Raw genomic sequence first — 25,180 nt, 5'->3', positions numbered from 1 at the left:
TGCTTTTACAAAATAATTTAAAGATTATATGATATTGCTAATCGTAAAGATTAGTACAAACCAAGAATTTCTCTTTGGCTTTCCAAAGTTTTGCACCGCCCTTAATACCATCTTGATTTGAAACAATCTTGATATTATGGTCTAGTTTAAAATTGATGTTTGCAGAGTTTCCGCCGCCAATGTAAAGTACATCGTAATTAAAAACCGTTTTATATATTTCGATGATATATTTCAATCTCTCGTTCCATTCTTCTTTACCCACTTTCTCGAAGCCTCTTTTACCAATATATTCATCGTAACTTTCTCCTTTAGTAATTGGCAAATGAGCCAGTTCAAAGTGAGGCAGTAAATCGCCATCAAAGAGTAGGGCCGTACCAAAACCAGTACCCAAGGTAAATACAATTTCTAGGCCTTTGCCCTTTACAATACCTAAGCCTTGCAAATCAGCATCATTAACCAATCTTACTGGCAGATTAAACAATTGACTGATCTGATCTGCCAAATCTACATTAGCCCATTTGTTTTCGCCTAAATTGGGTGCCGTTTGCACCACACCATCTCTTACATAGCCAGGGAAACCTACAGAAATCTTTTCAAAATCCTTTAAGTCTTTGGTAAGCTTTTTAATGGTTTCGATCACCTCTTTAGGCCCAGCTTTTTTTGGAGTAGATTCTGAGATATAATCGGTAATGATTTTACCATTGTCATTTAATATGCAAGCCTTAATATTTGTTCCGCCAATATCTATCGTGAGTACGTTTCCTTTTTTTGAAATTTTCTTTACCGACATAATTGGCTTTTTATTTTGGTGCTGATCAAAGATAGCGAGTTTATAAAGGGGAAAAGTTGTTTAAACATCAAATTTTATGGGTTTGATGAGCTTAGGCACGTTATTGATCATCGAGCCAATCACTTGCTTTGTAGTGATATCTTCAAAATAAAGCGCTTCTTTGGCTTTAATTTGCTTTTTTAGGTGGCAATAGATATAGAGACATTTAATCCAATTGATCGCTTTTCCATGATCTTTCCATAACTCAGGGTATAAAGAAACCACATTGCCGTTAATCTGTATGAGTTCTTTTTCCAATAACCCTTTAACATTTGCCAAGATTTTAGCGTTTTGTTCAGCCGAATTAACAGGTGCAGTATGTTTTTTGTTTGCGTAAAACATGTCGCTAATTTACTAAGAATTAATCTTTATTCCTCCTGAAAATGATTTTTCGTAATTGAAGTACCCCATTGGTAAGATGATGCTTTTTAGGTGTAAAAAATGGCAAACTTAAAACCGATAGGAGTGAAATGCCCGCCGAAGCCCCCAAAGCACCTCCATATCCATTAAAAAACCTACTGGTATTGAGGTAGATAATAGCGAACACCAAACCTGAGATGGCCAATTTAAAATAGCTGTCGATAATTTTTTTGGATGCCATGCCGATGAAAGAACCTCCAATAAAAACAACTGGTATGTTTTTAGTTAATTCTGCAGGCAACAGGGTTGGGAATAAATAGAAAATGGAAGCCACTAACAAAGATAATAGTGCAGACGACCTTACTGGACCTTGTTTGAGCTGGTGGTTCACATAAAAGGTAAGCATTGCGGCTGTTGTTGCGGTCAGGATAAGAACAAATACGATCATTTCTTAAATAATAGGAAAAAGATAAACGAAGTAATGGTTACTGCTGTAAAGGCTACCGTTCCTAATTTACCGCCCAAACCGTTAAACAAGCTTTTAGACACCAACAGCAAAACCCCTGCGAAAAAAGAGGCCGCCAGCACAAAATAAACGGATGACGCTATGGTTATGTTAGTCATCCCTATGAAAGCCCCACAGTAAAAGGTGGCCGGCAATTGCTTCAGATAGGTTGATTTCCTATTTAATAGGGGGATCAATGAAGCTAAGGTACCCACAATACCCGCTGAAATTACTGGCCCCAAATGGTAAATATTATTAAGAAAGTAACAAGTTAAGGCTCCAGCGGGAATCCACAACACAATCAGTACATGTTCATGTAAATTAGTACGATGATGAATGGGTACTTTTACGTAGGAAACCAAAACCAACAGACTTAAAACAATAATTATAAAAGGCGTGTAAATGTTTTGTAGTTTTTCAATAAAAATGGCAGATAAAAATAGAAGTTGTATGATTAGTGTAAGGACGATGGTAAATGTTCTAATCTTCTTTCTGGGCATTAAACAGGCTTAATTAACATCAAAAATAGGAGCTGATGTATTCAGATGATTTATTTGCGACAAGTGCTCCAAAAGAGCCTCTTGATTACGGTTCAAAGGTATCACAAAAGTAGCTAATTCTGAAATGTTTTCCCCTTAAACACCACTATTAGCACTCGTATTTGAGGAGTTGGAACAAATTTTGCGTTGTCATGACAGACCAAAACCTGTTCAACATGAAGCCTTTACGTTTACTAACCATCTCTACCTGCCTTGCTATTCTTACTGGATGTGCTGCTTCTCTTAAACAGACTCAACGAACAGACATGCTCCAACCGAACTCACTAAGTGCTTTAAATGGCACTTATGAGAACACGGGAATCACTAAAAGCAATGGGACTTATAATACTTTATGGTATCATTTGAACAGCATTGGACAAAAGGACACCACTTCATTACCAAACGCTACCATTACACTACTTGCACTGGACAATGAAAAGATAAGGGCCACTTGGAAAACCAATGGAAATACATCCAAAACCATCGAAATCAAAGGAAAATTTAAAGATGGCTATTTTGTTTCCAATGCCAAACGTACAGCTATTCCCATACCGCTTATTTATGGAGCATTCAAGAACATACAGTTTCAGCTATCCTTAAATCAGGACAATAGCTTACATTTAGACCAATTGCACAATGAATGGGGATGGGTATTTCTTTTTCTGGCCAATAACGACACCAGCACAGCTAACAATTATAAAAAAGTAAAAGAGCAATGATCTATGTTCATTACTTGAGTTTATTTGGATCAGCCTTATGCTGCTTCAAAGCTGCAGCAATCTTTGCGTCTAGTGTCTTTTCGTCACCATCAAAAGTATCTTCGAAGCTATGGCCCACTTGAATTAGCTGATTTCCTTTGGCTATACGATAAATGCTGTAGTAATTCTTTCCTGCAAAGCTATAGCTGGTAATTACCCTATATTTGAAGTTGTAAGTAGGGTTAGGCAGGTCTTCAAAACCTTTTACCCGAGTAAGTGTTTTTGCCTTTGAATTGGCCAAGAATAAATAATAAAGTTCGTTGCTTCCTCTTGCACCTGTACCTTTCATAATTAAAAAATCGGCTACACCGTCACCGTTAAAATCTGCCTTTTTAGTCTCCAACCCATACTGTATGGCTAATTTTTCTTTCCATAAAGTGATTTGCGAACCTGCTTTTTGACGAAAGAAGCGAAGCTCACGAATTCGTTCATCCGCCTGTTTGGCATTACCTTTATCAATGCCCAAAACATAAGTGCGATCATTAAAGGGATAAAAATATTTCCAATCCTCTGCAAGACTTAACCAAAGTGGCAGGACTACAAATAGCCATATTTTTTGCATAACCATATCAATTTAAGGTTGAAGTTGAGCAAGGTGATAGGTATAGAGCTTCACCTTTGTTTGCCCATCTTCTGTAGATGCCTTTATTATAAAAGCATTATCGTTTAGCCATTTTATTCCCTCAACAGTCCATTTCTTAGTTTCGAAACTTGCTTTTTCGCTAAAAAGGGTTTGAGGATGATTTCTATTACCAATCTTTAATACCCCTATAAAAGAACTGTTCCTTTGATACACCCAGTTATAAAAATAAACCAAGTACTTGCCGTTGGGCGAAGGGATAGGCAATTGCACCGCATCGTCTCCAACTGAAGCTATGGCGTACTTTTTGGCACTTAGGTCATCAACCAAAATAAGGTCACTAAAACCTATATGTTCGGCAGTATGATGACTAAAAAGGGCATGCATTTGAAGAGAAGGGTAGTACCCTGCATACTGATAGCCCTTAAATCCCTCGGTTGAATTGGTTTTTTCCTTATACTTTTTCAAGTTCAGCATTCCCTTTTTTGTGTGAATGGAGAGGTGATTGCCATCACCAAACAACTTGGGTTGCGAAAGCATGCTCTTCACTGGAATGCTATCATACTTCGTTTGGATGCTTTCCACCAAATTTAGTTTTGGAAGCTTATCAAATTGATCTGCATAACCAATAGTGACTACGTCGCTATTTTGCGCATAGCAGGAACAACTGATCAATAAAAGTAGGCACAGTATTTTCATCGTTACTTCTTTTAGCGGGCAACCACATAATAAGCGTTTTCACCAATTCTAACCAAACCATATCCTAAATCATCTAAAGGATAGTACTCCACGGCTTGTTCGATACATTGTCCATAAGGGGCCTTTGGATACACGTTATCCACCTTTATTTTCAACGTATCTTTTTTGGTAAGGATATGATAGTATTTGGTACCATTCCATACCTCTTCCGTACCTGCATCACACGATGCCTTCTCGGTCTTTTTAAAATAGACGAGTTCTACTGCTTTGGCATTTTCAGCCAATGGTACTATTTCCTTACGTTTGGCTGCCGCTTTATCCTTATCCAAGGCAATGGTTTGACGGTCAAAAATCCACGTGTACACTTTATCACTATTTTGAGAGATCAGCAAACCATTTTCAAAAATCAAGCTTTCTGTGGTTAAGTCCGAAATCTTAAGACTGTCCTTGATCACACCATCCTTATCTATTCTAAAAATTTGGTCGATAGGAACCTTTTTATTTGAGCTAGGATATTCCAGTAAAATGATGACTTCTTTACTTTCTGGGAGATAATAAGGTTTTGAAGCAATATGTATTCCTTTGGTATCTAACAGTTGTTGCGCTAAAGGCAAGCTGTGATAAGCCTGCTCTTCAATGTTCATGGGGGCTTGCTTAATCTTCTTCATCCAGTAAAACGAGAGGACACTCAATATCAAAGCTGCCAAAACATAGAAGATGAACTTGATATTGCCTTGCATTGTTTCGGGCACACCTACTTGCTGGAAACCGTACAAAAAAAGACGAACGCCACCACCTATGACCACAGAACAGACCGCAATGTATAATAAATGAGACGTTAGAAATTGCTTGATAAATATCCCGTAGGCACTAAAATCCGCAAACCTGGGGAGCTGCACAAAGCCATAAACCAACCAAAACACGAACAAAAGCACTACAAACACCAAAGAAATCAACAAGCCAGTATTTGGATAAATGATGCCGGAATTCAGCAAATAGGCACCAAAACCAATCAATAGGGTAGTAAGCACAAAGATAACCGCACAGCCAAGCACAAAAATAATCACCGAGCCCAGGCTTAAGAAATTGAATGTACGTCCGCCGAGATAATAAAAATAGGTAAAAGCTAATAAAATGACTGCAAGGAGTGCCGTTTTAAGGTTAATATTCATACTTCGTTGATAGTTGGTTGGCGTTAATCATATATTTAGCTGTGCAACTAGCGGCTATAACCGTGCCAATTCAATCAATTAAAAATGTTGTAATTATTTTTTCAAGCTGATAACGAAGTGCTTAAAACAAACTTCATAAAATACGTTCACTTAAGTTTGTGGAATTGATTAGAGTTTGTACTTTTGCCCCCGGAGAGCTGGCAGAGTGGTCGAATGCGGCAGTCTTGAAAACTGTTGACTGTAACAGGTCCGGGGGTTCGAATCCCTCGCTCTCCGCTGAAAAAAGGGATGATATAAATCATCCCTTTTTTGATTCTATCCCATTTCGTTGAGCTTTAACTATTGTCGGGATGCAACCAAACTACTTTTTGGGATGGTTCATGTTGCTGGCTGAGAATCTCACGGTACAGGTCGGGCCTTCTGGCGTTGATATAGCGATGACCACCAGCTTTTATTAGTTTTTCGGGCGTTAATATTGCAGTAACAAAACTATCGTCAAAGGTTTGGCATTCGGCCAGAATATCCCCAAATGGATCCAAAACCATGGAGCAACCATTTTTTAACTGATTGTCATCCATACCGATAGGGTTTGAAAAAACAACATAAACCGCATTGTCATAGGCCCGGGCCGGCAACCATTTCATCAGCCAGCTGCGTCCTTTCATGCCGTCGAATTCCAAGCGTAGGGAGGTTGGATCGTTTTCACGGTTTTGCCAAAGCTGGGGATCTACAAAACCTGCTCCAGGTCTGGATGAAGGGGTACACATGGTCACATGTGGCATAAAGATCATATCAGCGCCCAATAATTTTGTGGCACGTACATTTTCAATGACATTATTGTCGTAACAGATCAAAATACCACATTTCCATCCTTTGATTTCAAAAATGGTATAGTTTTGTCCCGCGGTTAAGTGAGGATTTATAAAAGGGTGCAGCTTGCGATGTTTTGCAATTAAGCCATTTTTATCTACACAGATGTAAGGCTTATATAAATTATCGCTTTCATCTTTTTCAAACAAACCCGCAAGAATGATGATGTCATATTTGGCCGCTATAGCGATCAACTGACGTGTACTTTCACCATGAGGAACAAGTTCGGCAATAGCGAGCATTTGCTGCTGATCCAAATTTCGTGCAAAGGTGTAACCTGTAATAGAACATTCATGAAAGGCAATTACGTCAACTCCCTGAGATGCAGCCTCTCGTGCTAATCGCTCGATGACCGCCAGATTATAGTCTTTATCCGCACTTTTATGCTCAAATTGTGCCGTAGCAATTTTTAATTTGTCCATATCTCTTTAATTGATCTATCGACAAAACTAATTCAAGGTTGTTAAGTGAAATTGTACAAACCCGACATTTAATCGGGACTGTTCTTAAATTGCATAAAATTTACGGCGAGCCTATTTGTGCTGTTCAGGTATTCGGAAGGTGTGATACCCGTGTATTTTTTAAACGCTCTAATGAGATGAGACTGATCAAAATATCCCGATTGATAACAAATCGCAGTCAAACTAGTTTCAGCAGTTTTATGGCGCAGCAACTTCAAAAAGGAGTGGAGCTGAACGATACTGCCAAATTTTTTGGGGCTCAAGCCAACCTGTTCTGCAAATATCCTTTCCACATGCCGCTCGGTATAACCGCTATAGTTTACAAGTTGCTCAACAGTTACTAGGCCTTTGTGGTGAGCAATATGTTGTAATACTGCGGAAAGTAAAGTAGGACTTGAAGACTTGCGCTGAATAGCTAATTCGTAAAAGAAGGTATTTAATGCATTTACTTTCTCAGTTAATTGCTTAAGATACCGAAGACTGTCATAAAGCTTTTTCGCTGGCTGTCCAAACACATCTTGCGTAGCTACAATCTGCTCTTTTAGTTCACGAGCGGAGATGCCCAGCAATTTGTATAGCCCATCTGGTTGGAATACCACGATAACAAAGGATGTCTGTTCAGTTAAAGCAAGATCTTGAAAATTACTGATCTGGCCGTACAAAAATGAAGAAGGTAGATATTGGCTGTGGTTGGTCAGCAAATGAACTTGTTCAAGAAGAAATACAATTCCGGTATTGCCATCGGAAAATAAACGCAGTGTTTTATGTGGATCACCAGCACTTTCCAAAAAGAGATAGTGTTTGATATATGGGGACAAGACTTCTGGTGGGAGTACCTGCATAATTTAATCCGTGAATTACCTCCCAAATGTACATATTTCTAGTTGACCTAAATTAAATTTAACTCGCTTTAAGTTCGAGATGAATATCAAGCGGTTCCAGCTCAAACAATTCTTCATCAACCTCTTCAACCAAGCGGGCTCCTTCTTTTAAATAGAAATCAACCGTTGCCTTGGTAGGCGTTGCCGAAATGTAGAGTTTTTCCGCTCCAAATGCTGTAGCGGCGGCTGCACATTTCCGAACCAATTTACGTCCAATTTTATTTCCTCTGTAACCATTGCTCACATATAAAATGTCCATTTTACAATAGTGCTGTTGCTTGCCTCTTCGTTTTCGGTCAACAGAAGCTACGCCTACTAGTCTATTATCAGCAAATGCGGCAATAACTTTTCCACCATCAGCAATCAGTAGCTGCTGTCGACGTATCATCTCTTGAAGTTCTTCATCATTAAAGGTATCAACCAAGTCATATACCGACTTAATGATCAGTTCGCCATTTTTATATTCGTAACATTCAAATATCTTTTCGGCCCTATCAATTTCCCTTATTCTAATCAATTCACTTTTTTTCAGCAATCTAAAAGTGATTTTTTCCATAAAACATTAACGATATCTACTGACGTACCAAGTTATATTCATTACCCGTTGTTATTTTTGTTTGCATACTTCCACTGTGCATCTGAATAGTTTTATCATCTACAATGGAATAGGAGGTTACCCTGTCCGCTAAATTTTCGTAGGCCAAATAAACTTGTTTCGAAGTGCTATCATATTTCCATTTGCCCGTACTGTTCATCTCATGGTCTGATTGTCCATTGGCTCCTATATATGCCTCCTTTAACATAAAAGTAGAATCTGCATTAAAGGTAATGGACACATTGGCTTTGGATGCTCCACCTGGAATGGTGCCTTTATAGGTGCCAATTTGAAATGCGAACTCGTCCGAAGTGGGTTTATCCTTTGCAGTGGTATCTTCTATTGTTGTGTTCTTAGCATCCTTATGCTCCGATGTACAGGAGACCATTACACTTGCCCAGAAGGCAAATGCCATTGCAATAAATGTTTTTTTCATACCAAAAAGATTTAATTGATAAGACATTAAGTTAGCAATTTATAGTCAAATATCAGGGATAATTCGCCTGTCTATTATATACAGTAGTTTCGTTAGAAGGTTTTTTATCCCCCCTGACAGGTTTTATAAGGCTCTTTTAAACTTTATTTAACATTTTTTTAATCAAAGTTTGCAAAATTGATTAGAGTTTGTACTTTTGCCCCCGGAGAGCTGGCAGAGTGGTCGAATGCGGCAGTCTTGAAAACTGTTGACTGTAACAGGTCCGGGGGTTCGAATCCCTCGCTCTCCGCTGAAAATAATTTAACATCTTTTAATCTTAAGAGATATATAAAGCCTGCAAAATTCAGATTTTGCAGGCTTTTGTGTTTTATATCTACATCTTCAATATTTTCAAAACCGCTATTCTTCTAATTCTGATTTATGGAATAGGGCATCGTTTCATGGTCCTATAAACAAAGTAAATTAGGTCTTTCAAACAAAGTCCATCACCTTTGGGCGCTCTACCTTTGTTTCAATAAAACAATAAAAAAATGAAACAGAACAATTATCAGGGAGCTTTGCAAAAACCGATCGGTTCAGGCTTCAATGCTAAATCAACAACTAATGAAGTCATCAAAGGTATTGACCTTACTGGAAAAATCGCTATCGTAACCGGTGGCAATACAGGCATCGGACTAGAAACTACCCGTACATTGGCAGCAGCAGGAGCAACGGTGATAGTACCTGCAAGAGACCTCCAAAAAGCAGAAAAAAACCTTCAAGGAATTACGGGCGTAGAAATAGCGGCCATGGATTTAATGTCGTCAGTATCCATCGATACCTTTGCTAACGACTTCTTAGCCTCGGGAAGGACACTGGATCTATTGATCAACAACGCAGGTATTATGTGGGTACCATTACGAAGGGACGATAGGGGCATCGAATCGCAATTGGCAACTAACTACCTGGCACAATTCCAACTTACGGCAAAGTTGTGGCCCGCACTAAAAAAAGCAGATGCTGCCAGAGTAATCAACGTTTCTTCCCATGGGCATCATTTCGCACGTTTCAATTTCGAAGATCCAAATTTCCTGCATAGGGAGTATGAAACCTTGCAAGGTTACGGGCAATCAAAAACGGCAGTAAACCTTTTTTCAATGGAACTGGGCAATCGTGCCCAATCCTCAAACATCAACATATATGCTGTACATCCCGGCTCTATAGGTGGCACCGAATTGGGAAGAGAAGCACCATTGGAACTATTTCAGAAAATGGGCTTTGTTGATGAAGTTGGAAATATGCTTCCTGAGATAGCAGCATCATTAAAAACAGTGCCGCAGGGTGCTGCAACAACGATATGGTGCGCTACCAGTCCTATGTTGAATGATGTTAGCGGGGTTTATTGCGAAGATGCAGAGATAGCTTCGCTATGTGCTGATGTGCCCTGCCAAAAAGGTGTAAACCCATATTCGCTAGATGAAAATAATGCCAAAGAACTATGGACGATGACGGAAGAAATGATGGAATTGAAATTCAACCCTTAATCAATTAAAAAAAGCAGGACAATGAAAAATTTAAAAGATAAAGTTGCCGTAATTACGGGAGGTAATAGTGGTATAGGCTATGCGGCCGCAAAAAGACTAAGAGAGAATGGTGCCACGGTCATTATCACTGGGAGAAGAAAGGAAGCAATAGAAAAAGCAGCGACCGAACTTGAAGTGAAGGGTATGGTAGCCGACCAATCTAGGTTAACCGATATTGAAGACCTTGCCGAGAAGGTAGGGGAGCAATTTGGAAAGGTTGATATTTTGTTGGTGAATGCTGGTATTACAAAATTCTCCAGCATTGAGCATATTGAAGAAAGCTTATTTGACGAAGTAATGAATGTTAATTTCAAGGGGGCCTACTTTACCTTGAGCCGCTTTATCCCGCTGCTCAACAACGAGGCCTCGGTCATTATGCTTTCCTCAACATCAGCAACCATATCACCACAGAGTGCCTCTGTGTATGCCGCAAGCAAGGCAGCCATCAACGCGGTGGTAAAAATTGCGGCACTTGAACTGGCACCACGTAAAATACGTGTTAATGCCGTAAGTCCAGGCCCCATTGCTACGGAAATTATGGATAAGATTGGATTAAATGACGCGCTGGAAGACCAGCTATTGCAAAGCGTGCCCATGAGAAGGATGGGCAGTACCGAAGAAGTAGCCAGCATGGTCCATTACCTTGCAAGTGAAGAAGCTTCCTTTTTAACAGGTGCCAATTTTCTAGTCGATGGAGGACAATCCATTTAATGACCAATCACGATATACCAAACAGAAAGGGAAGACAATCATTGATTTGAGCTTCCCTCTGTAATTAATATGATCTTTTGAACAAAGTAACAATGCTAATTTCTATTTTTATACTATTGGTTTCATACCTCAAAAACAAAATTATGGAATACCAGGCCCGTTATATTACCGACGATATTAAACTTTCAAGTTACGATGATAAGTTCTTTAAATCCGACATCATGTTTGAACATCACATGCTCGTGTGGTTTCTTTCGGGCGAAACCAAAATCGTACAGGCCAATGCGACCTATTTTTTTGAAAAGGGCGATATCTTCCTCATCCCAAGGAACCAATTAGCCACCATTATCAACTATCCTAAGGATGGGCACCCTCATAGAACGGTAGTGATGCACCTATCGGTAGACAGGCTCAGAAATTTTTATGCAGACAAGAATATCAAACCTGTGCCATTGACATCACCGAAAATCTACCAATTTAACAACCATCCATTATTGGAGAGCTGCCTCACATCACTCATTCCATATTTCGACATGAAAAATATTCCCGAAGATATTGCCTCCATTAAAATCACCGAGGCCATCAGTATTTTACGGACACTGGACAAGAGCATTGATCAGGTATTGGCCAATTTTGAAGAACCTGGAAAAATTAATCTGGTCGATTACATGGAAAAGAATTTTATGTTTAACCTCCCTATGGAAAAATTCGGCTATCTCACCGGCAGAAGCCTTACTACCTTTAAGCGAGATTTTAAAAAGGCATTTAGTGCAACTCCTCAGCGTTGGCTAACTCAAAAGCGGTTGGAACTGGCACATTACCAGCTTACCGAAAAAAGGAAGAAACCCTTGGAAGTATGTTATGAAGTAGGTTTTGAAAACCTGTCACATTTCTCCTTCGCCTTTAAAAAGCACTTTGGGTTTTCGCCTAGCCACTTATTAAGTAAGGTTTAACGGTTTTCTAAAATGAAAGAAAGAGGATATCTCTTCAAATAGCGCAAGTTTCGGATTTTCCTTCTATACCCTCTCAACTACTTTTGCCTGTAATAAAAATCATGGTTATGGAAAGTATAGAAACACGATTGGCTAGTAAAGACTGGAAGGAAATAGCTAGAGAACTACACAGTAAGGGTTTTGTTATTGTGCGAAATGTCCTGAGCGAAAAGGAATGCGACACTTTGATTGCCGAATACGATGCAGATGACACTTACCGAAAAACCATCAATATGGAACGTTACCGCTTTGGACAGGGCGAATACAAATACTTTCGATACCCGCTACCACAACTGATCACTACACTACGGGAAAAAGTATATGCTGAAGTAGCACCAGTAGCCAACCAATGGATGCAGGAACTGGGCATTAGCAAAAGGTTCCCCGATACTCATGAAGAGATGAAGGCACTCTGCAGGGAACACGGACAGGAAAAACCTACCATCCTTATCCTTAAATATGGCGAAGGTGGTTTTAATACCCTACACCAAGATCTTTATGGAGAAGTTTATTTCCCCATGCAAATGGTTTTTATACTTGACCAGGTCGACAGGGACTATACGGGCGGCGAATTCGTAATTACTGAACAAATGCCCCGTGCACAATCTAAGGCGAATGTATTGAAACCCAACGGTGGCGATATGGTCATTTTCACTACCCACTTTCGTCCAGCGAAAGGGAGCAAGGGCTTTTATCGTGTAAATATGAAACATGGTGTAAGTACACTTCATAGCGGCAACAGGCACAGCTTAGGCATTATTTTTCACGATGCCCTTAGCTAACCAAATAGGGAGGTGATAATGATCAGGCATATTGATTTTGGAAAAAACGAGGAGGAGAGAAGAAGAAACCTAACTTCTTTAATCCGCAAGGGGCAGATTTTGTTTGCAGGCTATAGTAAGGGAAAAATATATGGCCTGCTCAATTGCTCCTCAGGTAAAAGAATGAAAATCGAAAACAGGGTTTTCTTTAAGGATGAAGCCGAAGCACTGAGTAGGGGCTACAGGCCATGTGGCAATTGCCAACCTCAGAAATATAAGGCATGGAAAAATGCGCACTAGGTTACTATCGTTCAAGCTGGTATTTAAGATTGACCGTTAAAATGCCTCAACAGGATGCCAGTAGTTCTTTTGATGCTACAATAAAAATTAGCCCTTATTTTTAAACAAGTTAATGGTGTAATCCAGTAGCTTGGAGTCACCACGTTCGCCATGGCCCGGAATGATCAGCTTTACTTTTGGATATGCCTTTTTAACCTTCTCTACGGTGTTAGACCACGCCTCAACATTGGCATCGCCCAAATAGCCTTTAGTAGCATCCAGTTCTTTGATCAAGCAACCACCAAATAAAATGTCTTCGCTCGGAAAATACCCCACCACATTATCTCTTGTATGTCCTTCTCCAAAAAATTTGGCCGTAACGGTTTGTTTACCCACCTTAAGCATTAGGGCATCTGTAAAACCAGTTTTAGGAACCGTAAAACCCTTTTCCTTAGCAAAAGCTATGGTTTTGAAATTGGCATAGGACGGGATATTATGGTTGTGGAAGGCTTTTAACCCGCCCAAACAATCATCATGGAAATGGGTGGGGATAATAGCTTTTATTTTAAGGTGAAGCTTGTCCGTAAACCATTTGATCAGCTCCTCCGAACTTTTATCATTGGTTGGCGTATCAAATATAACCGCCTCTTTATCATTGCTCACCAATAGACCGTTACAGGGAACCTTTCCAAAATCTTGCGTCTGCAAATATGAAACATGCTCATAAGCGTTGCTAGAAATCTGCGTAATGATCAAATCGTCAGATTGGTAAACTACCTTAGGCTTAAACACTTCACTTTTTTGGGCATTGGCTATAGGTATGCTCCACGAAAGCAGTATTACCAAAAATGTTTTGATGAGGTTTTTCATTTGTTTAGCTATTAGTATCGGCAGGTTTGTTTTTAAAAAGATTGAAATTGGGCCTAATGATCTTGACACTTCTTTTGGATAGATCAACGCTTGCATTAAGCTCAAAACCAATCAATAAAATCAATGAATTAAGGTAAAGCCAAATCATGACCACCATTAAGGTACCAATAGAACCATAAAGCTTATTGTAGGCGCTAAAATTATTGATGTAGAACGAAAATCCCCAAATGGTTAAAAAGGCCAAAATAGTAGCCAACCACGAACCTGCACTAAAAAACTTCCACTTTTTAGCATGTGCAGGGCCATAACGGTAAAGAATAGATACGTTAATGAAGTATAAAATCGCTAAAAGTGCCCAGCGGGTAAACCTGATCAGGTAAATGGTTAAATTGCCTTTATATTCGATCTCTTCTTTTAAATAGTTGATGGTGATTTCGCCCAAGGCCATGGCAGCAATACAAACAATCATAGACAGCACCAAAACCACTGTCAACACCAAAGCAACCAATCTGCGTTTCAACAGCGTACGTGTCTCTACAATCAAGGAAGATTTGTTAAAAGCCATCATCAGGTTATGCACCCCATTAGTCGCAAAAAATAGGGATAGGATGAAACCGATAGAAAGCAAGCTTCCGTTTTGGATGTTCACGATGTCATTAATGGTAGCCTCGAATGCTAAAAATGCATTGTTGGGCAATACCAAAGCTAAAAGCGACATTAGCTGTTCCTGAAAACCAATTCTTTTGGGAATATAGGGAATAAGGGTAAACAGGAAGATGATACCGGGAAATATGGCCAGCATAAAATTATAGGCCAATGACGATGCCTTGTTCACCAAAGTATCTTTACCAACCTCTCTAAAAAAAAAGGTAGCAACGGTATAGATAGGCAAGGGGCTAAAACCGGGAAGCACGCAAATTTTAGTCCAGTCTATAAACATAGCGTAGGGCCTAAATTTTAAAAGTTGCTTATGTAACCAGTTCATGCGTAAGGGTTAACGGTTTTATTGTAGTTAGTTGGTTAACCGTTAAATCGGTTATTAGTTTAGTTGGTGGTTAATCGGTTAATTGTTTAATCGATTAACAAGCCAGCACACCTACAATTCAATCTAAAATCAAAAATACTGCCTTACATTCTTCATGAACTTTTCAGGTGGATGGCAAGGTCTGCGTGTTACTTTATCTACAAAAACCAAAGTAGTTTTACCAATGTTAATCAGTTCCTTCGCTTCATTATAAATTTCGTATTCTACATGTAAGCGCACACTTGGCAGCTCACGCACAATAGATTTAATGGTCAGCACCTGATTATATAGCGCTGGCTTTAAATACTTAGATTGTAGCTCCAGTATGGGCAGCATCACACCATCTTCCTCCATAGAGGCATAAGTCATTCCAGAACAGGCTTCAAAACACTCGGTACGGGCTATTTCATAATATTGAGCATAGTTACCGTGGTACACTACACCCATTTGATCGGTTTCGGCGTATCTAACTTTAACTTGGGTCTCGTAAGTGAACATTATCTATAAATATTTCGCTGATTTAAGGCTTCTCTGTATTTTTTGGCGTTAATGTTATGCTCCTGAACGGTAGCAGCAAAATTATGGTAGCCAGAAAAATCTTCTTTGGCACACATGTATAAATAGTTATTGTTCTCTTTGTTTAAAACAGCATCAATGGCATTAATACTAGGCATATTGATAGGTCCTGGAGGCAATCCAACATACTTGTAGGTATTATAGCGAGAGTCAACGCCCAGCAAAGCACCGGTTACACGCTTAACGGTGAAATCGCCATTGGCAAAAATTACCGTAGGATCGGCCTGTAACAGCATACCTTTTTTCAAACGGTTAAGGTAAAGTCCGGCAATAGTAGGCATTTCCTTATCAAATAATGCTTCGGCATCAACAATAGAGGCCAAAATGGTTACCTTAATTGGGTCAAGGTTCAATGCAGCAGCTTTTTGTCTACGCTCATCGTTCCAAAACTTCAGGTATTCAGCATTCATTTTTTTAAAGAACTCTTCCCTTGAGGTATTCCAATACATTTCATAAGTATTGGGAATAAACATGGTATACACATTTTCGGTGGTAAACCCATATTTCTCTACAAAAGCCGCCGAATCTAATAAACGCATAAATGCTACTGAATCTGGCTCTAGATTTTTAGCCAATAAACCCGCTAAACCTTCAATTTTTCTGATATTCTGGAATTTTAGTTTTACAGCTTCCTGATTACCAGCCTTTAACATGTTGATCAAAGTACGGTTGTTCATGCCTGCTTTCAAACGGTATTTACCTGGCTTTAATGGACCTTGAAGGTTCATTCGCTCTGCAGCATCCCAAAAGGTGCCAATATCGTTCAAAATCTCTTTATAACGTAGGTCGGTAACAAGGTCCTCAAATACGTATCCTGTTTTCACATAGAGATATTTTTCTTTGGCAGTTACGTTAGAAGCAAAATAGATATTGTAGAATTTAAAGGCAAAAAAGCCTCCAATAGCAATTACAATAGCTAAAATGACAAGGGCTATTTTAAGTTTGTTCTTATTAGTGCTCATGGGTTGTTTTAAGGTTTTTTATTTGATAGCGTTAAATTAATAGGGGTCCCGATGCGTACTTTTGTAACGCTATCAGCTGGTAATGGAAATTGACTAACAATTACTGCGTTAGCAGTATCGGTAATGGTTCCTTCATAAGTAATGGTTCCAATGGTCAACATGGCACCTTTTAAAGCAAACTTAGCTTCATCTAAAGCAAATCCGACCAAATTAGGTAGTTCTACTTCTTCACTGCCACGACCGTCGCCAAGTACAAAACTAATTCTTGAGCCTTTTGGCAAGCTTTCGCCAGGTCTGATCGGTTGGCCACCAAACAGGGCTTCCAATACCACATCTCTAGCTACATCTGGCTTATATGTAGTATCGCCCAGCTTAAGACCATAGCTTTCAATAATAGATTTGGCTTCGCGTAGCGATTTAGTTTCCACATCCGGGAACCTTACATTTGGCGCATTATTGGTATTAATGGTCAAATAAATGGTCCTATTGTCCTTCACAAAAGTTTCGGGATCAGGATCTTGGTCAGTTACAATACCTGGAGGTTGGTCCATTACATATACCGAATCGATTTCATAACGTAAACCAAGACCTTCCAGCTTGCTAATGGCATCTTCAATTTTCAGACCTTTTAAAGAGGGAACATTTAAACCTTCGCCATGTTTGGTGTAGTACCGTAAACTAAAGAAAGCAATCAGCAATAGACCGATGAAAGTACAAATTGCCGCTATAATATTCGTTCTGAATGACTTGGTTTTAAGGTACTCGGTAAAGTTGCCCATTCGCGTTCCGTGTTTTTTTAAAATTAAGCCCAAATTTAGCTTAAAAAAATATTTATCTTAAATTAAAAACAAATCTGTTTAACTAATTTATATTTTTGACCATCACTTTTTAAAAACGCAACAAAAGCCTTTTTTAGTTTCGTGATCAAAATTTAAATCTAAACTTAAAGAAATGAAAAAAACCATTGCATTACTAACAGGCGGCACCACTGGCGAGTGGGTAGTGTCTGTTAAAAGTGCTGCAACCATTGCCCAAAATATCGATACCAAGAAGTACGAAGTGTACAAAATTATGTTGACCGAAAATGGTTGGTTCTATGAGCCTGCTGATTCGGTGAAAATTGAGGTTGATAAAAACGACTTTTCGTTGACGATAAAAGGCAAAAAGATTGTTTTTGATGGCGTATTTATTGCCATACATGGTTCACCGGGTGAAGACGGAAAGTTACAAGGTTATTTTGATATGTTAGGCATTCCATATACTACTTGCAATGCTTTAACCAGTGCCATTACCATGAACAAAGGCTATACAAAAGCTATCGTGAACGGTATTAAAAACTTAAACGTAGCCAAATCACTACAATTGTTTAAAGAGGATTATAGTGCCGACGACGTAAAAACGCAATTGAAACTGCCTTACTTTGTGAAGCCTAACAACGGCGGTAGCAGTATTGGCATGAGCAAGGTAAAAACAGTAGACGAACTGGATGCTGCCTTAGATAAGGCATTCAAGGAAGACAGCCAAGTATTGGTAGAAGAATTTGTAGAAGGAAGAGAGTTTTCGATAGGGGTATTTAAAACCAAGGGCAAAATTGTGGTATTGCCAACCACGGAGGTAAAAACCAAAAACGAGTTCTTCGATTTTGATGCCAAATACACCCCTGGAGTTACCGAAGAAATTACCCCCGGAGATATGAGCGAAGAAGAAAAGGCTAGGGTAGAGCAGGTAGTAGCAGATGTTTACCAAAGGCTAAACTGTCGCGGCATTGTGCGTATCGACTATTTCTTGGAGCATGGCACAGGCAACTTCTATTTTATTGAAATCAACACCATTCCTGGACAAACGGCAACTAGTTTCATTCCTCAGCAGGTAGCCGCCATGGGCATGAAACTACAGGATTTTTATACTCAAGTATTGGAAGAAACGATATAGGTTTTTCGTTATACCAATAAGCTTTGCCGTTATTCATAATTCCCCCGTCATTTCGACGAGGAACGAGGAGAAATCTAAAGATTATATATTATACGAATAGTCTTAGTTGTTAGATTTCTCCTTATAGTCGAAATGACGACAAAAGGCTAGCGTGAAATGACGGATAAGTTCTATAAAACATCTTTACTCAAACGTGAACCAGAGATACACCTTACAAATCGAATACATTGCTCGTATTGATCAAGTACTAAAGTTCATTGATGAAAATTTGGATGCAGACTTGAGTTTGGATGCCCTTGCTCAAGTAGCCAACTACTCGACCTTTCATTTCCATCGTATATTTAAGCAAATTGCTGGCGAAAGCCTAAACACCTACATCCTCAGAAAGAGAATAGAGAAAATGGCAAGTGTGCTGATGTATCAACCAGGCATCAGCGTAACGGAACTATCTTTACAATATGGTTTCAATAGCAATTCCTCCTTTACACGTGCCTTTAAGAAATACTATGGGGTTAGTCCAACGGAATTTAGACGGCAACTGCCCAGCAGATTTAGCAAGATTAGACAAATAGAAAGCAAGAATAGACAAGTCGACCAGATTTTTGAGGAATACATTTGCAACATTAATGACCTTAAAAACTGGATTAAAATGAATGCAAAAATTGAGATTAGAGAGTTTGCTCCCTTAAAGCTGGCATGTGTGAGTACTATTGGCGCACAGGGAATTTCAAATGCCTATAACGAACTTTTAAAATGGGCTGTTCCCAAAAACTTATTAGGGAAAGAAACTACCAAGATCATTACAATATATCACGATAGCTTTAAGATAACCGCTCCCGAAAAAGTAAGAATGAGTGCCTGTATTTCAGTGGGCGAGGGGGAGAAAGCAGAGGGTAAGATCCGCTTGACCACACTCAAACCAGGCAAGTGCATTGTTGGTTATTTCCAAATAGGCTTAGCTGATTTTGAAAAATCGTGGAGCAGCTTATTTGTATGGATGAATGAGCAGGGCTATCAAAAAGCCGAAGGCAATCCTTTCGAAATTTACCACAATGATTTTAGGGAAGACCCTAATCAAATCGCAAAGGTAGATTTTTGTATTCCTATTAGATAGGCACAAAGAGCAATAGCTGCATTTCCTGTATTTCTCTTGGGAGGGAGATGTACCAAGTTATCAATTATACCTTTCCTCTTGTCCCTTCATAGAGGGGGTATTGGCATGCTATACGGAACGTTCCCGTCATTTCGACTATAAGGAGAAATCTAGCGAAAAGTCATAGTCTTTAGATTTTACTTCGTAGAGCTTCGGTTCTCCTCGTTCCTCGTCGAAATGACGGGAAGCAATGGGTTGAAAAGACAACGGTTCTATTAAACCTTAGTTTTTTGCCACTTTCCTTTCTTAAATATCAGGTAAGAAGCAGCCGTAATACCCACCTCAGCTACCGGAATAGCAATAAAAACACCTGTTGGTCCCATGCCCATATACTTCGCCAAGAAATAAGCTAAAGGGATTTGGAACAACCAGAAGGCTACAATATTGATTTTGGTAGGCGTCCAAGTATCGCCCGCACCATTAAAGGCACTTATCAATACCATTCCAACACCATAGAGAATAAAGCCATAGCTCATAATTCGTAAGGCTTCAACAGCTACCTTTCTAACTTCATGATCTTCACTGAAAAAAGAAGCAAACAAATGACCACAGGTTAGAAATAAAACCATTACAATCCCCATAAAAATCATGGCATATTTAATGGTTACAAAAACAGATTTTTCGGCCCTATCCATTCTGCCTGCCCCCATATTTTGACCTACCAAAGTGGCCGCGGCATTACTCAATCCCCAAGCTGGCAATATAAAAAACATCATTAGCCTTAAAGCAGTTAAAAAACCTGCTGAACCAACTTTACCAGCCGTTGTAGCCACTAGTTCCGCCAAAAAAATCCAGCTACAAGAAGCAATTACGAATTGCAAAACCGCTGGTGCAGCAATCTTTACAATGGCTTTAATTTGATCTATTTGTGGCCTCAAGTAAGCCAATTTCACTTTCAGCGCACCACTTCCTTTGACCAAATGATAAATTTGGAACAGTACACCTGTACCACGACCAATAGCGGTTGCTAAAGCTGCTCCGGTTAGTCCCATGGCAGGAATTGGTCCAAAGCCTCGGATCAATATCGGACATAAAATAATGTTAAGCGCATTTGCCAAACCTAAGCTCTGCATGGCAATAGCTGCGTTTCCAGCCCCCCTAAAAATACCGTTGATCAAAAACAGCAACATGATGACGATACTGGTCCCCATCATAATCCGTGTAAAAGTAACCCCTTGTATTGCGGTAGTTTCCGTAGCGCCCATTAATAACAGGATATCTTTAGCAAAAATTACCCCCAATACACTGATGATAATAGAAATAGTAGCAGCTAAGCCTATGGTTTGCATGCCCGCTCTAGAAGCTGCCTCGGTATTTTTCTCACCAATTCTACGAGCCACCACTGCTGTAGCCGCCATTCCCAAACCCATCGCCAAGGAGTAGATAATGGTAAGTACAGATTCGGTTAAACCTACAATTTGGATGGCCTCTGCACTGTTAGGCAGGTGTCCAACAAAATAAAGATCCACCAGTACAAATACCGATTCCATCATCATTTCCAACATCATTGGAACGGCTAAAAGTACAATAGCTTTTCTAATGCTAATAGAAGTATAATCGATTTCAGCACCTTTAAAAGCCTGAATGAGTACATTAAAAAAATTAGACAAACGTGATTTTGCCTCGATAGGTTGTGACATATATTAAAGTTATAAAAAGATTACCATGAGACGCTGAAAAGCATCTTTAAATTTGTTTTTCTGATGTAGGAGTCCTCGCTTGAGTTAAGCTATTCTGATACGGACTGCAAAAAACTTCATGGTTCGTGATATTTTGTATCACAAATGTATACAAAAAGCTCAAATACCAAAGGAAAAAGTTCAAAACTATCTCTAAATATTATTACACTATCGATTGCAACAAAAAATTTTAGAGCATGCAACTGTTTTTCTCTTCCTATCGTCTACCTAAAAACACTAAGCGACCATTAAACCTATTAATTTTTATGAAGATTCGAATTTCCATGATCTGTATGGCCTTTGGTATTTCCTATTTACCAGTAGCGGCACAACAGACCTATAAAGGGGAGCCCCTTATTTTAGCCAACACAGATAAAATCTATGTTGCCCTAGGCAAAAAATGGTTTGTTAATGCTTGGCGTATTTCTCCAGAAATTGCACACGACACCCTAAAAATTAAACTTTATAGCAAAAATGAACGAATTGCTTTTCGTTCAGGTAAAGACAGTATCAGCTTTGAAATGAAACCTGGCGAAAGCAAATCATTTTATGTGAAGATGCAAAATGCAGAACCTGCACATACCATCATTTCCACCATTCAATATCAATGGGATAAAGTGGCTTATGCCGATAGCAAAAAACGAGATGACCTTAGGTTTTATTATGAAAATGCGGAAACCAACTATTCAGACAGTTTAAGAAAGGAATATCCTTTAGAAAAAGTGATTAAAAATGATCATAATGACATGCAAAGGATACTGTCTATTTTAAACTGGACACATCATCAGTGGAAACACGATGGTAATAATTCGCCTAAAAAGAATGATGCCATTTCTATTCTCAACGAAGTTAAAACAGGTGCCCGTTTTCCTTGCTTCGCTTATGCAATTGTACTTCGTGACCAACTTACCGCACATGGCTTCAAGGCCAGAACCATTTATCTTAAAACGAAAGATGCTGAAACAAGAAAGGGTTCTCCAGGACATGTAGCTACTGAAGTTTATTTAAATGATCAAAAGAAATGGGTTTTTATTGACGGACAATTTAACGTTATGCCTACATTGAACGGCAAGCCCTTAAATGCTGTAGAATTTCAACATGCCTTAAGCAACAATTATGACCAAGTAATTTTAGCCAGCAAAGACAAGGTAGACAAGCTAGAATACACAGATTTTGTTTATGTGTATCTTTACTATTTCGACACGGCTTTGGATAATCGTAGTCTACCATCAACAGATAAATATAAACTAGAGGGCAAATCTTCGCTCATGTTGGTTCCTGTAGGAGCACCTAATTTGCAATATATCAGTTTTTGGAACTCCAAAATAAATTATTGCGTATACACCAATTCCCTAAAGGACTTTTACGCACCACCACAATAATTTATATCGATCATTCAAAGATGAAGGTTTCCTTTGGCTGAAAAAAATATAACCATATAGACACATAGAAGCATTTTTTCAATAGGAGTTTACTATGTTTCTATGTGGTTCATTTAATTTTAAATACTGTAGGCAGCAATCATTTCGGGGGTGACTTTGCAGGAACGTTGGGTTTTCAAATCAATCATCACATATTCGAAAATGCCATCAGAACATACTTTTCCAGTCTTTTTGTTGATGATTTCGAACTGTACGTTGCTGCCTTTCTCATTCATTTCCAAAATTCCCGTCCTAACAATCATTTGATCCCCCATTTTTAAAGGACGTTTAAACGAAATGGTAACTTTGGCCACTACCCAACCGTAGCCCAATTCCTCAAATTTCTCCCAGCTCATGCCATAAAATTTGTCCATTTGCTCGTAACGGGCAGCCAATACATAATCCAAATATTTGCTATTATGCACATGGTTAAACATGTCAATATCATCTGGACGAACATTCAATTCGCTTTCAAAAATGCTATACTGGTTTTCAATCATGCAGCAAAGTTAGTGGTTTGATTGGTTAGTTTATGGTTTTTTAGATAGTGTGCAGCTCATATAACCTGTAAACTAATGAACCAACGAGCTAATAAGCAATCTAAATAAACCAATTTTACAACAAAATGATGTTCGTTATAAGCAATATTGTACTTTTGCCTAAACCTAAAGGAGAATCCATAGTGCAGTCGTTAGATATTCTTATACAAAACCCCGATTTAGCTCCATCTTTAAAAGATATTGCCCAAAAAGTTAAGGACGGTATTCGCATTACTTTTGATGACGGCGTTTACTTATATGAACATGCCGAATTAAGCTACCTGGGTGTATTGGCCAATTATATTCGTGAGAAAAAACATGGTGATTTAACCTATTTCAATAGAAACTTTCATATTGAGCCTACCAACATTTGTGTGTACGATTGTAAGTTCTGTTCTTACAGCCGTATGATCAAACAACGTGAAGAAGGCTGGGAAATGGAAGTGGATGGCATGATCGACATCCTTAAGAAATACGATGACGAGCCTGTAACGGAAGTGCATATTACGGGTGGGGTAGTGCCTAAACAAAATCTTGACTTTTATGCCAGCTTCTTTAGAAAAGCAAAGGCACATCGTCCTGATTTACACATTAAAGCACTTACTCCGGTAGAGTATTACTATATCTTCAAAAAAGCAAAACTAAGCCATTACGATGGTATGAAATACCTTAAGGATGCAGGACTAGATTCGATGCCCGGTGGCGGTGCCGAGATCTTTCATCCAGAAGTGAGAGAGAAAATTGCACACGACAAATGTAACGCCGAACAATGGTTAGACATTCATGAGCAAGCTCACAAATTGGGTATGCGTTCAAACGCAACTATGCTATATGGCCATATTGAACAGTTTTGGCACAGGGTTGACCATATGGAACGTTTGCGCCAGCTACAGGATAAAACTGGCGGATTCCAAGCATTTATTCCATTGAAGTTCAGAAACCAGAACAATCAAATGAGCGATGTGGCAGAAGTTTCGGTAGTAGAAGATTTACGCAATTACGCCATTGCCCGTATCTATATGGATAACTTTGAACACATTAAAGCTTATTGGGCAATGATCAGCAGAGAAACCGCTCAATTAAGTTTAAATTTTGGGGTAGATGATATTGACGGCACCCTAGATGATACGACCAAGATCTATTCGATGGCAGGCGCAGAAGAGCAAACACCAGCAATGAGCACCAAAGAATTGGTTGACTTGATCAAAAATGTAAAACGCAAGCCTATTGAGCGTGATACGCTTTATAATGTAGTTACAGATTATACTGACCACGTTTTTGAAGACGAGGTAAAACCATCATACTATAAATTACCTGTAGTGAATTAGATTTACGATTTTAGATTAATGAATTACGATATATTAAACAACTTTAACTAATTCCTAGCCACTAGCTACCAGCTCCTTAATAAATGAAAGAACTTTACATCATCCGTCACGGCGAAACAGAACTAAACAGATTAGGAATAGTACAAGGTAGAGGCGTAAATGCCGATTTAAACGATACAGGAATTGCCCAAGCAGCAGCATTTTTCAATAAATACAGTGAGGTTAAATTTGACAAGATTTACACCTCATCTTTAAAAAGAACCCACCAAACCGTTAAAGGATTTATAGAGTTAGGTTTACCATGGGAGCAACTTGATGGTTTAGATGAATTAGCTTGGGGCGAATGGGAAGGAAAGCCCAACACCGAAGAAGCTAGAGAAGCTTTTAGGGAAGTGGTTAGACAATGGCAACTAGGTAACTACAATGCCAAATTTGAAGGCGGCGAAAGTCCTAACGAAGTTGGTGTCCGCTTATCAAAAGCCATAGCGCATATTAAAAAACAAGACAATGAAAAGTGTGTGCTCATTTGCATGCACGGCAGAGCTATGCGCTTAATTTTGTGCATTTTACTCAACAAACCTTTTAGTGACATGGAAGAATTTCCCCACTCTAATACCACCTTATACCGCCTACAATTTGACGGAGAAAAATTTACGCTACTCGATTCTAATAATACCTCGCATTTAGAACAAATATTATAAATCGC

Annotated in this window: 29 protein-coding genes and 2 tRNA genes; 13 read left to right on the top strand and 18 right to left on the bottom strand. The window is 39.0% G+C overall.

Annotated features, from left to right (window positions below):
• Positions 1-37: 37 nt before the first annotated feature.
• From ABDV71_RS10190 to ABDV71_RS10175, 4 genes are read right to left on the bottom strand one after another with little or no spacing between them, the layout of a single operon-like run.
• On the bottom strand, positions 38-790 hold the full coding sequence (locus ABDV71_RS10190; RefSeq protein WP_343532343.1) for an ROK family protein: 753 nt from the start codon (positions 788-790) through the stop codon (positions 38-40).
• A 60-nt stretch (positions 791-850) separates the two neighbouring features.
• Positions 851-1,171, bottom strand: coding sequence for a hypothetical protein (locus tag ABDV71_RS10185; protein ID WP_343532342.1), 321 nt, complete (start codon positions 1,169-1,171; stop codon positions 851-853).
• Positions 1,172-1,190: 19 nt separating this feature from the next.
• Positions 1,191-1,637 carry a hypothetical protein gene (locus ABDV71_RS10180; protein WP_343532341.1) on the bottom strand — a complete coding sequence of 149 codons (447 nt, stop codon included), beginning with the start codon at positions 1,635-1,637 and terminating at the stop codon, positions 1,191-1,193.
• Positions 1,634-2,194, bottom strand: coding sequence for a hypothetical protein (locus ABDV71_RS10175; protein ID WP_343532340.1), 561 nt, complete (start codon positions 2,192-2,194; stop codon positions 1,634-1,636). Before ABDV71_RS10175 ends, ABDV71_RS10180 begins: the two co-directional genes overlap by 4 nt.
• Positions 2,195-2,385: 191 nt before the next feature.
• Here ABDV71_RS10175 and ABDV71_RS10170 point away from each other — a divergent pair, with 191 nt between their 5' ends.
• The gene (locus tag ABDV71_RS10170; RefSeq protein ID WP_343532339.1) at positions 2,386-2,952 is read left to right on the top strand and encodes a hypothetical protein; all 567 of its coding nucleotides are present in this window, start codon (positions 2,386-2,388) and stop codon (positions 2,950-2,952) included.
• Positions 2,953-2,962: 10 nt separating this feature from the next.
• On the opposite strand, the gene ABDV71_RS10165 is transcribed toward ABDV71_RS10170, so the two are convergent.
• From ABDV71_RS10165 to ABDV71_RS10155, 3 genes are read right to left on the bottom strand one after another with little or no spacing between them, the layout of a single operon-like run.
• Positions 2,963-3,553: a hypothetical protein gene (locus ABDV71_RS10165; RefSeq protein ID WP_343532338.1), complete on the bottom strand. Its 591-nt coding sequence runs from the start codon at positions 3,551-3,553 to the stop codon at positions 2,963-2,965.
• Between the two features lie 12 nt (positions 3,554-3,565).
• A complete protein-coding gene (locus tag ABDV71_RS10160) occupies positions 3,566-4,270 on the bottom strand; it encodes a hypothetical protein (protein ID WP_343532337.1) in 705 nt (234 codons plus the stop codon).
• An 11-nt stretch (positions 4,271-4,281) separates the two neighbouring features.
• Positions 4,282-5,442 carry a hypothetical protein gene (locus tag ABDV71_RS10155; protein ID WP_343532336.1) on the bottom strand — a complete coding sequence of 387 codons (1,161 nt, stop codon included), beginning with the start codon at positions 5,440-5,442 and terminating at the stop codon, positions 4,282-4,284.
• A 191-nt stretch (positions 5,443-5,633) separates the two neighbouring features.
• On the opposite strand from ABDV71_RS10155, the gene ABDV71_RS10150 reads away from it, so the two are divergent.
• A tRNA-Ser gene (locus ABDV71_RS10150) sits at positions 5,634-5,718 on the top strand.
• Between the two features lie 59 nt (positions 5,719-5,777).
• On the opposite strand, the gene ABDV71_RS10145 is transcribed toward ABDV71_RS10150, so the two are convergent.
• The 4 genes from ABDV71_RS10145 to ABDV71_RS10130 form a co-directional block, all read right to left on the bottom strand.
• The gene (locus ABDV71_RS10145; protein WP_343532335.1) at positions 5,778-6,734 is read right to left on the bottom strand and encodes a nitrilase family protein; all 957 of its coding nucleotides are present in this window, start codon (positions 6,732-6,734) and stop codon (positions 5,778-5,780) included.
• Between the two features lie 68 nt (positions 6,735-6,802).
• Entirely contained in the window at positions 6,803-7,615 is an 813-nt protein-coding gene (locus ABDV71_RS10140; protein ID WP_343532334.1) for a helix-turn-helix transcriptional regulator, read from the bottom strand.
• A gap of 58 nt (positions 7,616-7,673) precedes the next feature.
• On the bottom strand, positions 7,674-8,210 hold the full coding sequence (locus ABDV71_RS10135; RefSeq protein WP_343532333.1) for a GNAT family N-acetyltransferase: 537 nt from the start codon (positions 8,208-8,210) through the stop codon (positions 7,674-7,676).
• A gap of 16 nt (positions 8,211-8,226) precedes the next feature.
• The gene (locus ABDV71_RS10130; RefSeq protein ID WP_343532332.1) at positions 8,227-8,685 is read right to left on the bottom strand and encodes a copper resistance protein NlpE N-terminal domain-containing protein; all 459 of its coding nucleotides are present in this window, start codon (positions 8,683-8,685) and stop codon (positions 8,227-8,229) included.
• 204 nt (positions 8,686-8,889) lie between these two features.
• Between ABDV71_RS10130 and ABDV71_RS10125 the strand changes: the two genes are divergently transcribed.
• The 6 genes from ABDV71_RS10125 to ABDV71_RS10100 all read left to right on the top strand — a co-directional run bounded on the left by ABDV71_RS10125 (position 8,890) and on the right by ABDV71_RS10100 (position 13,011).
• Positions 8,890-8,974, top strand: a tRNA-Ser gene (locus ABDV71_RS10125).
• A 241-nt stretch (positions 8,975-9,215) separates the two neighbouring features.
• Positions 9,216-10,208, top strand: a complete 993-nt coding sequence (locus ABDV71_RS10120) for an SDR family NAD(P)-dependent oxidoreductase (RefSeq protein WP_343532331.1) — start codon at positions 9,216-9,218, stop codon at positions 10,206-10,208.
• 21 nt (positions 10,209-10,229) lie between these two features.
• Positions 10,230-10,958: an SDR family oxidoreductase gene (locus ABDV71_RS10115; protein ID WP_343532330.1), complete on the top strand. Its 729-nt coding sequence runs from the start codon at positions 10,230-10,232 to the stop codon at positions 10,956-10,958.
• A 143-nt stretch (positions 10,959-11,101) separates the two neighbouring features.
• The gene (locus tag ABDV71_RS10110) at positions 11,102-11,911 is read left to right on the top strand and encodes an AraC family transcriptional regulator (protein WP_343532329.1); all 810 of its coding nucleotides are present in this window, start codon (positions 11,102-11,104) and stop codon (positions 11,909-11,911) included.
• 107 nt (positions 11,912-12,018) lie between these two features.
• Positions 12,019-12,732: a 2OG-Fe(II) oxygenase gene (locus tag ABDV71_RS10105; protein ID WP_343532328.1), complete on the top strand. Its 714-nt coding sequence runs from the start codon at positions 12,019-12,021 to the stop codon at positions 12,730-12,732.
• Between the two features lie 18 nt (positions 12,733-12,750).
• Positions 12,751-13,011, top strand: a complete 261-nt coding sequence (locus ABDV71_RS10100) for an Ada metal-binding domain-containing protein (protein WP_343532327.1) — start codon at positions 12,751-12,753, stop codon at positions 13,009-13,011.
• Between the two features lie 87 nt (positions 13,012-13,098).
• On the opposite strand, the gene bla is transcribed toward ABDV71_RS10100, so the two are convergent.
• The 5 genes from bla to ABDV71_RS10075 all read right to left on the bottom strand — a co-directional run bounded on the left by bla (position 13,099) and on the right by ABDV71_RS10075 (position 17,201).
• Positions 13,099-13,860 carry a subclass B1 metallo-beta-lactamase gene (bla, locus tag ABDV71_RS10095; RefSeq protein ID WP_343532326.1) on the bottom strand — a complete coding sequence of 254 codons (762 nt, stop codon included), beginning with the start codon at positions 13,858-13,860 and terminating at the stop codon, positions 13,099-13,101.
• A 4-nt stretch (positions 13,861-13,864) separates the two neighbouring features.
• A complete protein-coding gene (locus tag ABDV71_RS10090) occupies positions 13,865-14,845 on the bottom strand; it encodes a YihY/virulence factor BrkB family protein (protein WP_343532325.1) in 981 nt (326 codons plus the stop codon).
• Between the two features lie 129 nt (positions 14,846-14,974).
• On the bottom strand, positions 14,975-15,382 hold the full coding sequence (locus tag ABDV71_RS10085) for a thioesterase family protein (RefSeq protein WP_343532324.1): 408 nt from the start codon (positions 15,380-15,382) through the stop codon (positions 14,975-14,977).
• Positions 15,382-16,422 (bottom strand): endolytic transglycosylase MltG, encoded by a 1,041-nt coding sequence (gene mltG, locus ABDV71_RS10080; RefSeq protein ID WP_343532323.1) that lies wholly within the window; start codon positions 16,420-16,422, stop codon positions 15,382-15,384. The genes ABDV71_RS10085 and mltG overlap by 1 nt, the downstream gene beginning before the upstream one ends.
• A gap of 8 nt (positions 16,423-16,430) precedes the next feature.
• On the bottom strand, positions 16,431-17,201 hold the full coding sequence (locus tag ABDV71_RS10075; protein ID WP_343532322.1) for a PASTA domain-containing protein: 771 nt from the start codon (positions 17,199-17,201) through the stop codon (positions 16,431-16,433).
• A 172-nt stretch (positions 17,202-17,373) separates the two neighbouring features.
• Here ABDV71_RS10075 and ABDV71_RS10070 point away from each other — a divergent pair, with 172 nt between their 5' ends.
• Positions 17,374-18,354, top strand: a complete 981-nt coding sequence (locus tag ABDV71_RS10070; RefSeq protein WP_343532321.1) for a D-alanine--D-alanine ligase — start codon at positions 17,374-17,376, stop codon at positions 18,352-18,354.
• 193 nt (positions 18,355-18,547) lie between these two features.
• Positions 18,548-19,468 carry an AraC family transcriptional regulator gene (locus tag ABDV71_RS10065; protein WP_343532320.1) on the top strand — a complete coding sequence of 307 codons (921 nt, stop codon included), beginning with the start codon at positions 18,548-18,550 and terminating at the stop codon, positions 19,466-19,468.
• Positions 19,469-19,722: 254 nt separating this feature from the next.
• On the opposite strand, the gene ABDV71_RS10060 is transcribed toward ABDV71_RS10065, so the two are convergent.
• Complete coding sequence (locus ABDV71_RS10060) at positions 19,723-21,147, bottom strand: MATE family efflux transporter (RefSeq protein WP_343532319.1); 1,425 nt, start codon at positions 21,145-21,147, stop codon at positions 19,723-19,725.
• Positions 21,148-21,452: 305 nt separating this feature from the next.
• Between ABDV71_RS10060 and ABDV71_RS10055 the strand changes: the two genes are divergently transcribed.
• Complete coding sequence (locus tag ABDV71_RS10055) at positions 21,453-22,568, top strand: transglutaminase domain-containing protein (protein WP_343532318.1); 1,116 nt, start codon at positions 21,453-21,455, stop codon at positions 22,566-22,568.
• A 119-nt stretch (positions 22,569-22,687) separates the two neighbouring features.
• Here ABDV71_RS10055 and ABDV71_RS10050 read toward each other — a convergent pair whose 3' ends face one another.
• The gene (locus ABDV71_RS10050; protein ID WP_343532317.1) at positions 22,688-23,107 is read right to left on the bottom strand and encodes an acyl-CoA thioesterase; all 420 of its coding nucleotides are present in this window, start codon (positions 23,105-23,107) and stop codon (positions 22,688-22,690) included.
• Positions 23,108-23,235: 128 nt separating this feature from the next.
• Here ABDV71_RS10050 and mqnE point away from each other — a divergent pair, with 128 nt between their 5' ends.
• Positions 23,236-24,474, top strand: a complete 1,239-nt coding sequence (mqnE, locus tag ABDV71_RS10045; protein ID WP_343532698.1) for an aminofutalosine synthase MqnE — start codon at positions 23,236-23,238, stop codon at positions 24,472-24,474.
• An 83-nt stretch (positions 24,475-24,557) separates the two neighbouring features.
• Positions 24,558-25,175, top strand: a complete 618-nt coding sequence (locus tag ABDV71_RS10040; protein ID WP_343532316.1) for a histidine phosphatase family protein — start codon at positions 24,558-24,560, stop codon at positions 25,173-25,175.
• Positions 25,176-25,180 lie beyond the last annotated feature (5 nt).

This window comes from Pedobacter sp. (assembly GCF_039594775.1).
Classification (GTDB): Bacteria; Bacteroidota; Bacteroidia; order Sphingobacteriales; family Sphingobacteriaceae; genus Pedobacter.
This window is presented reverse-complemented; position numbering and strand designations above follow the sequence as displayed.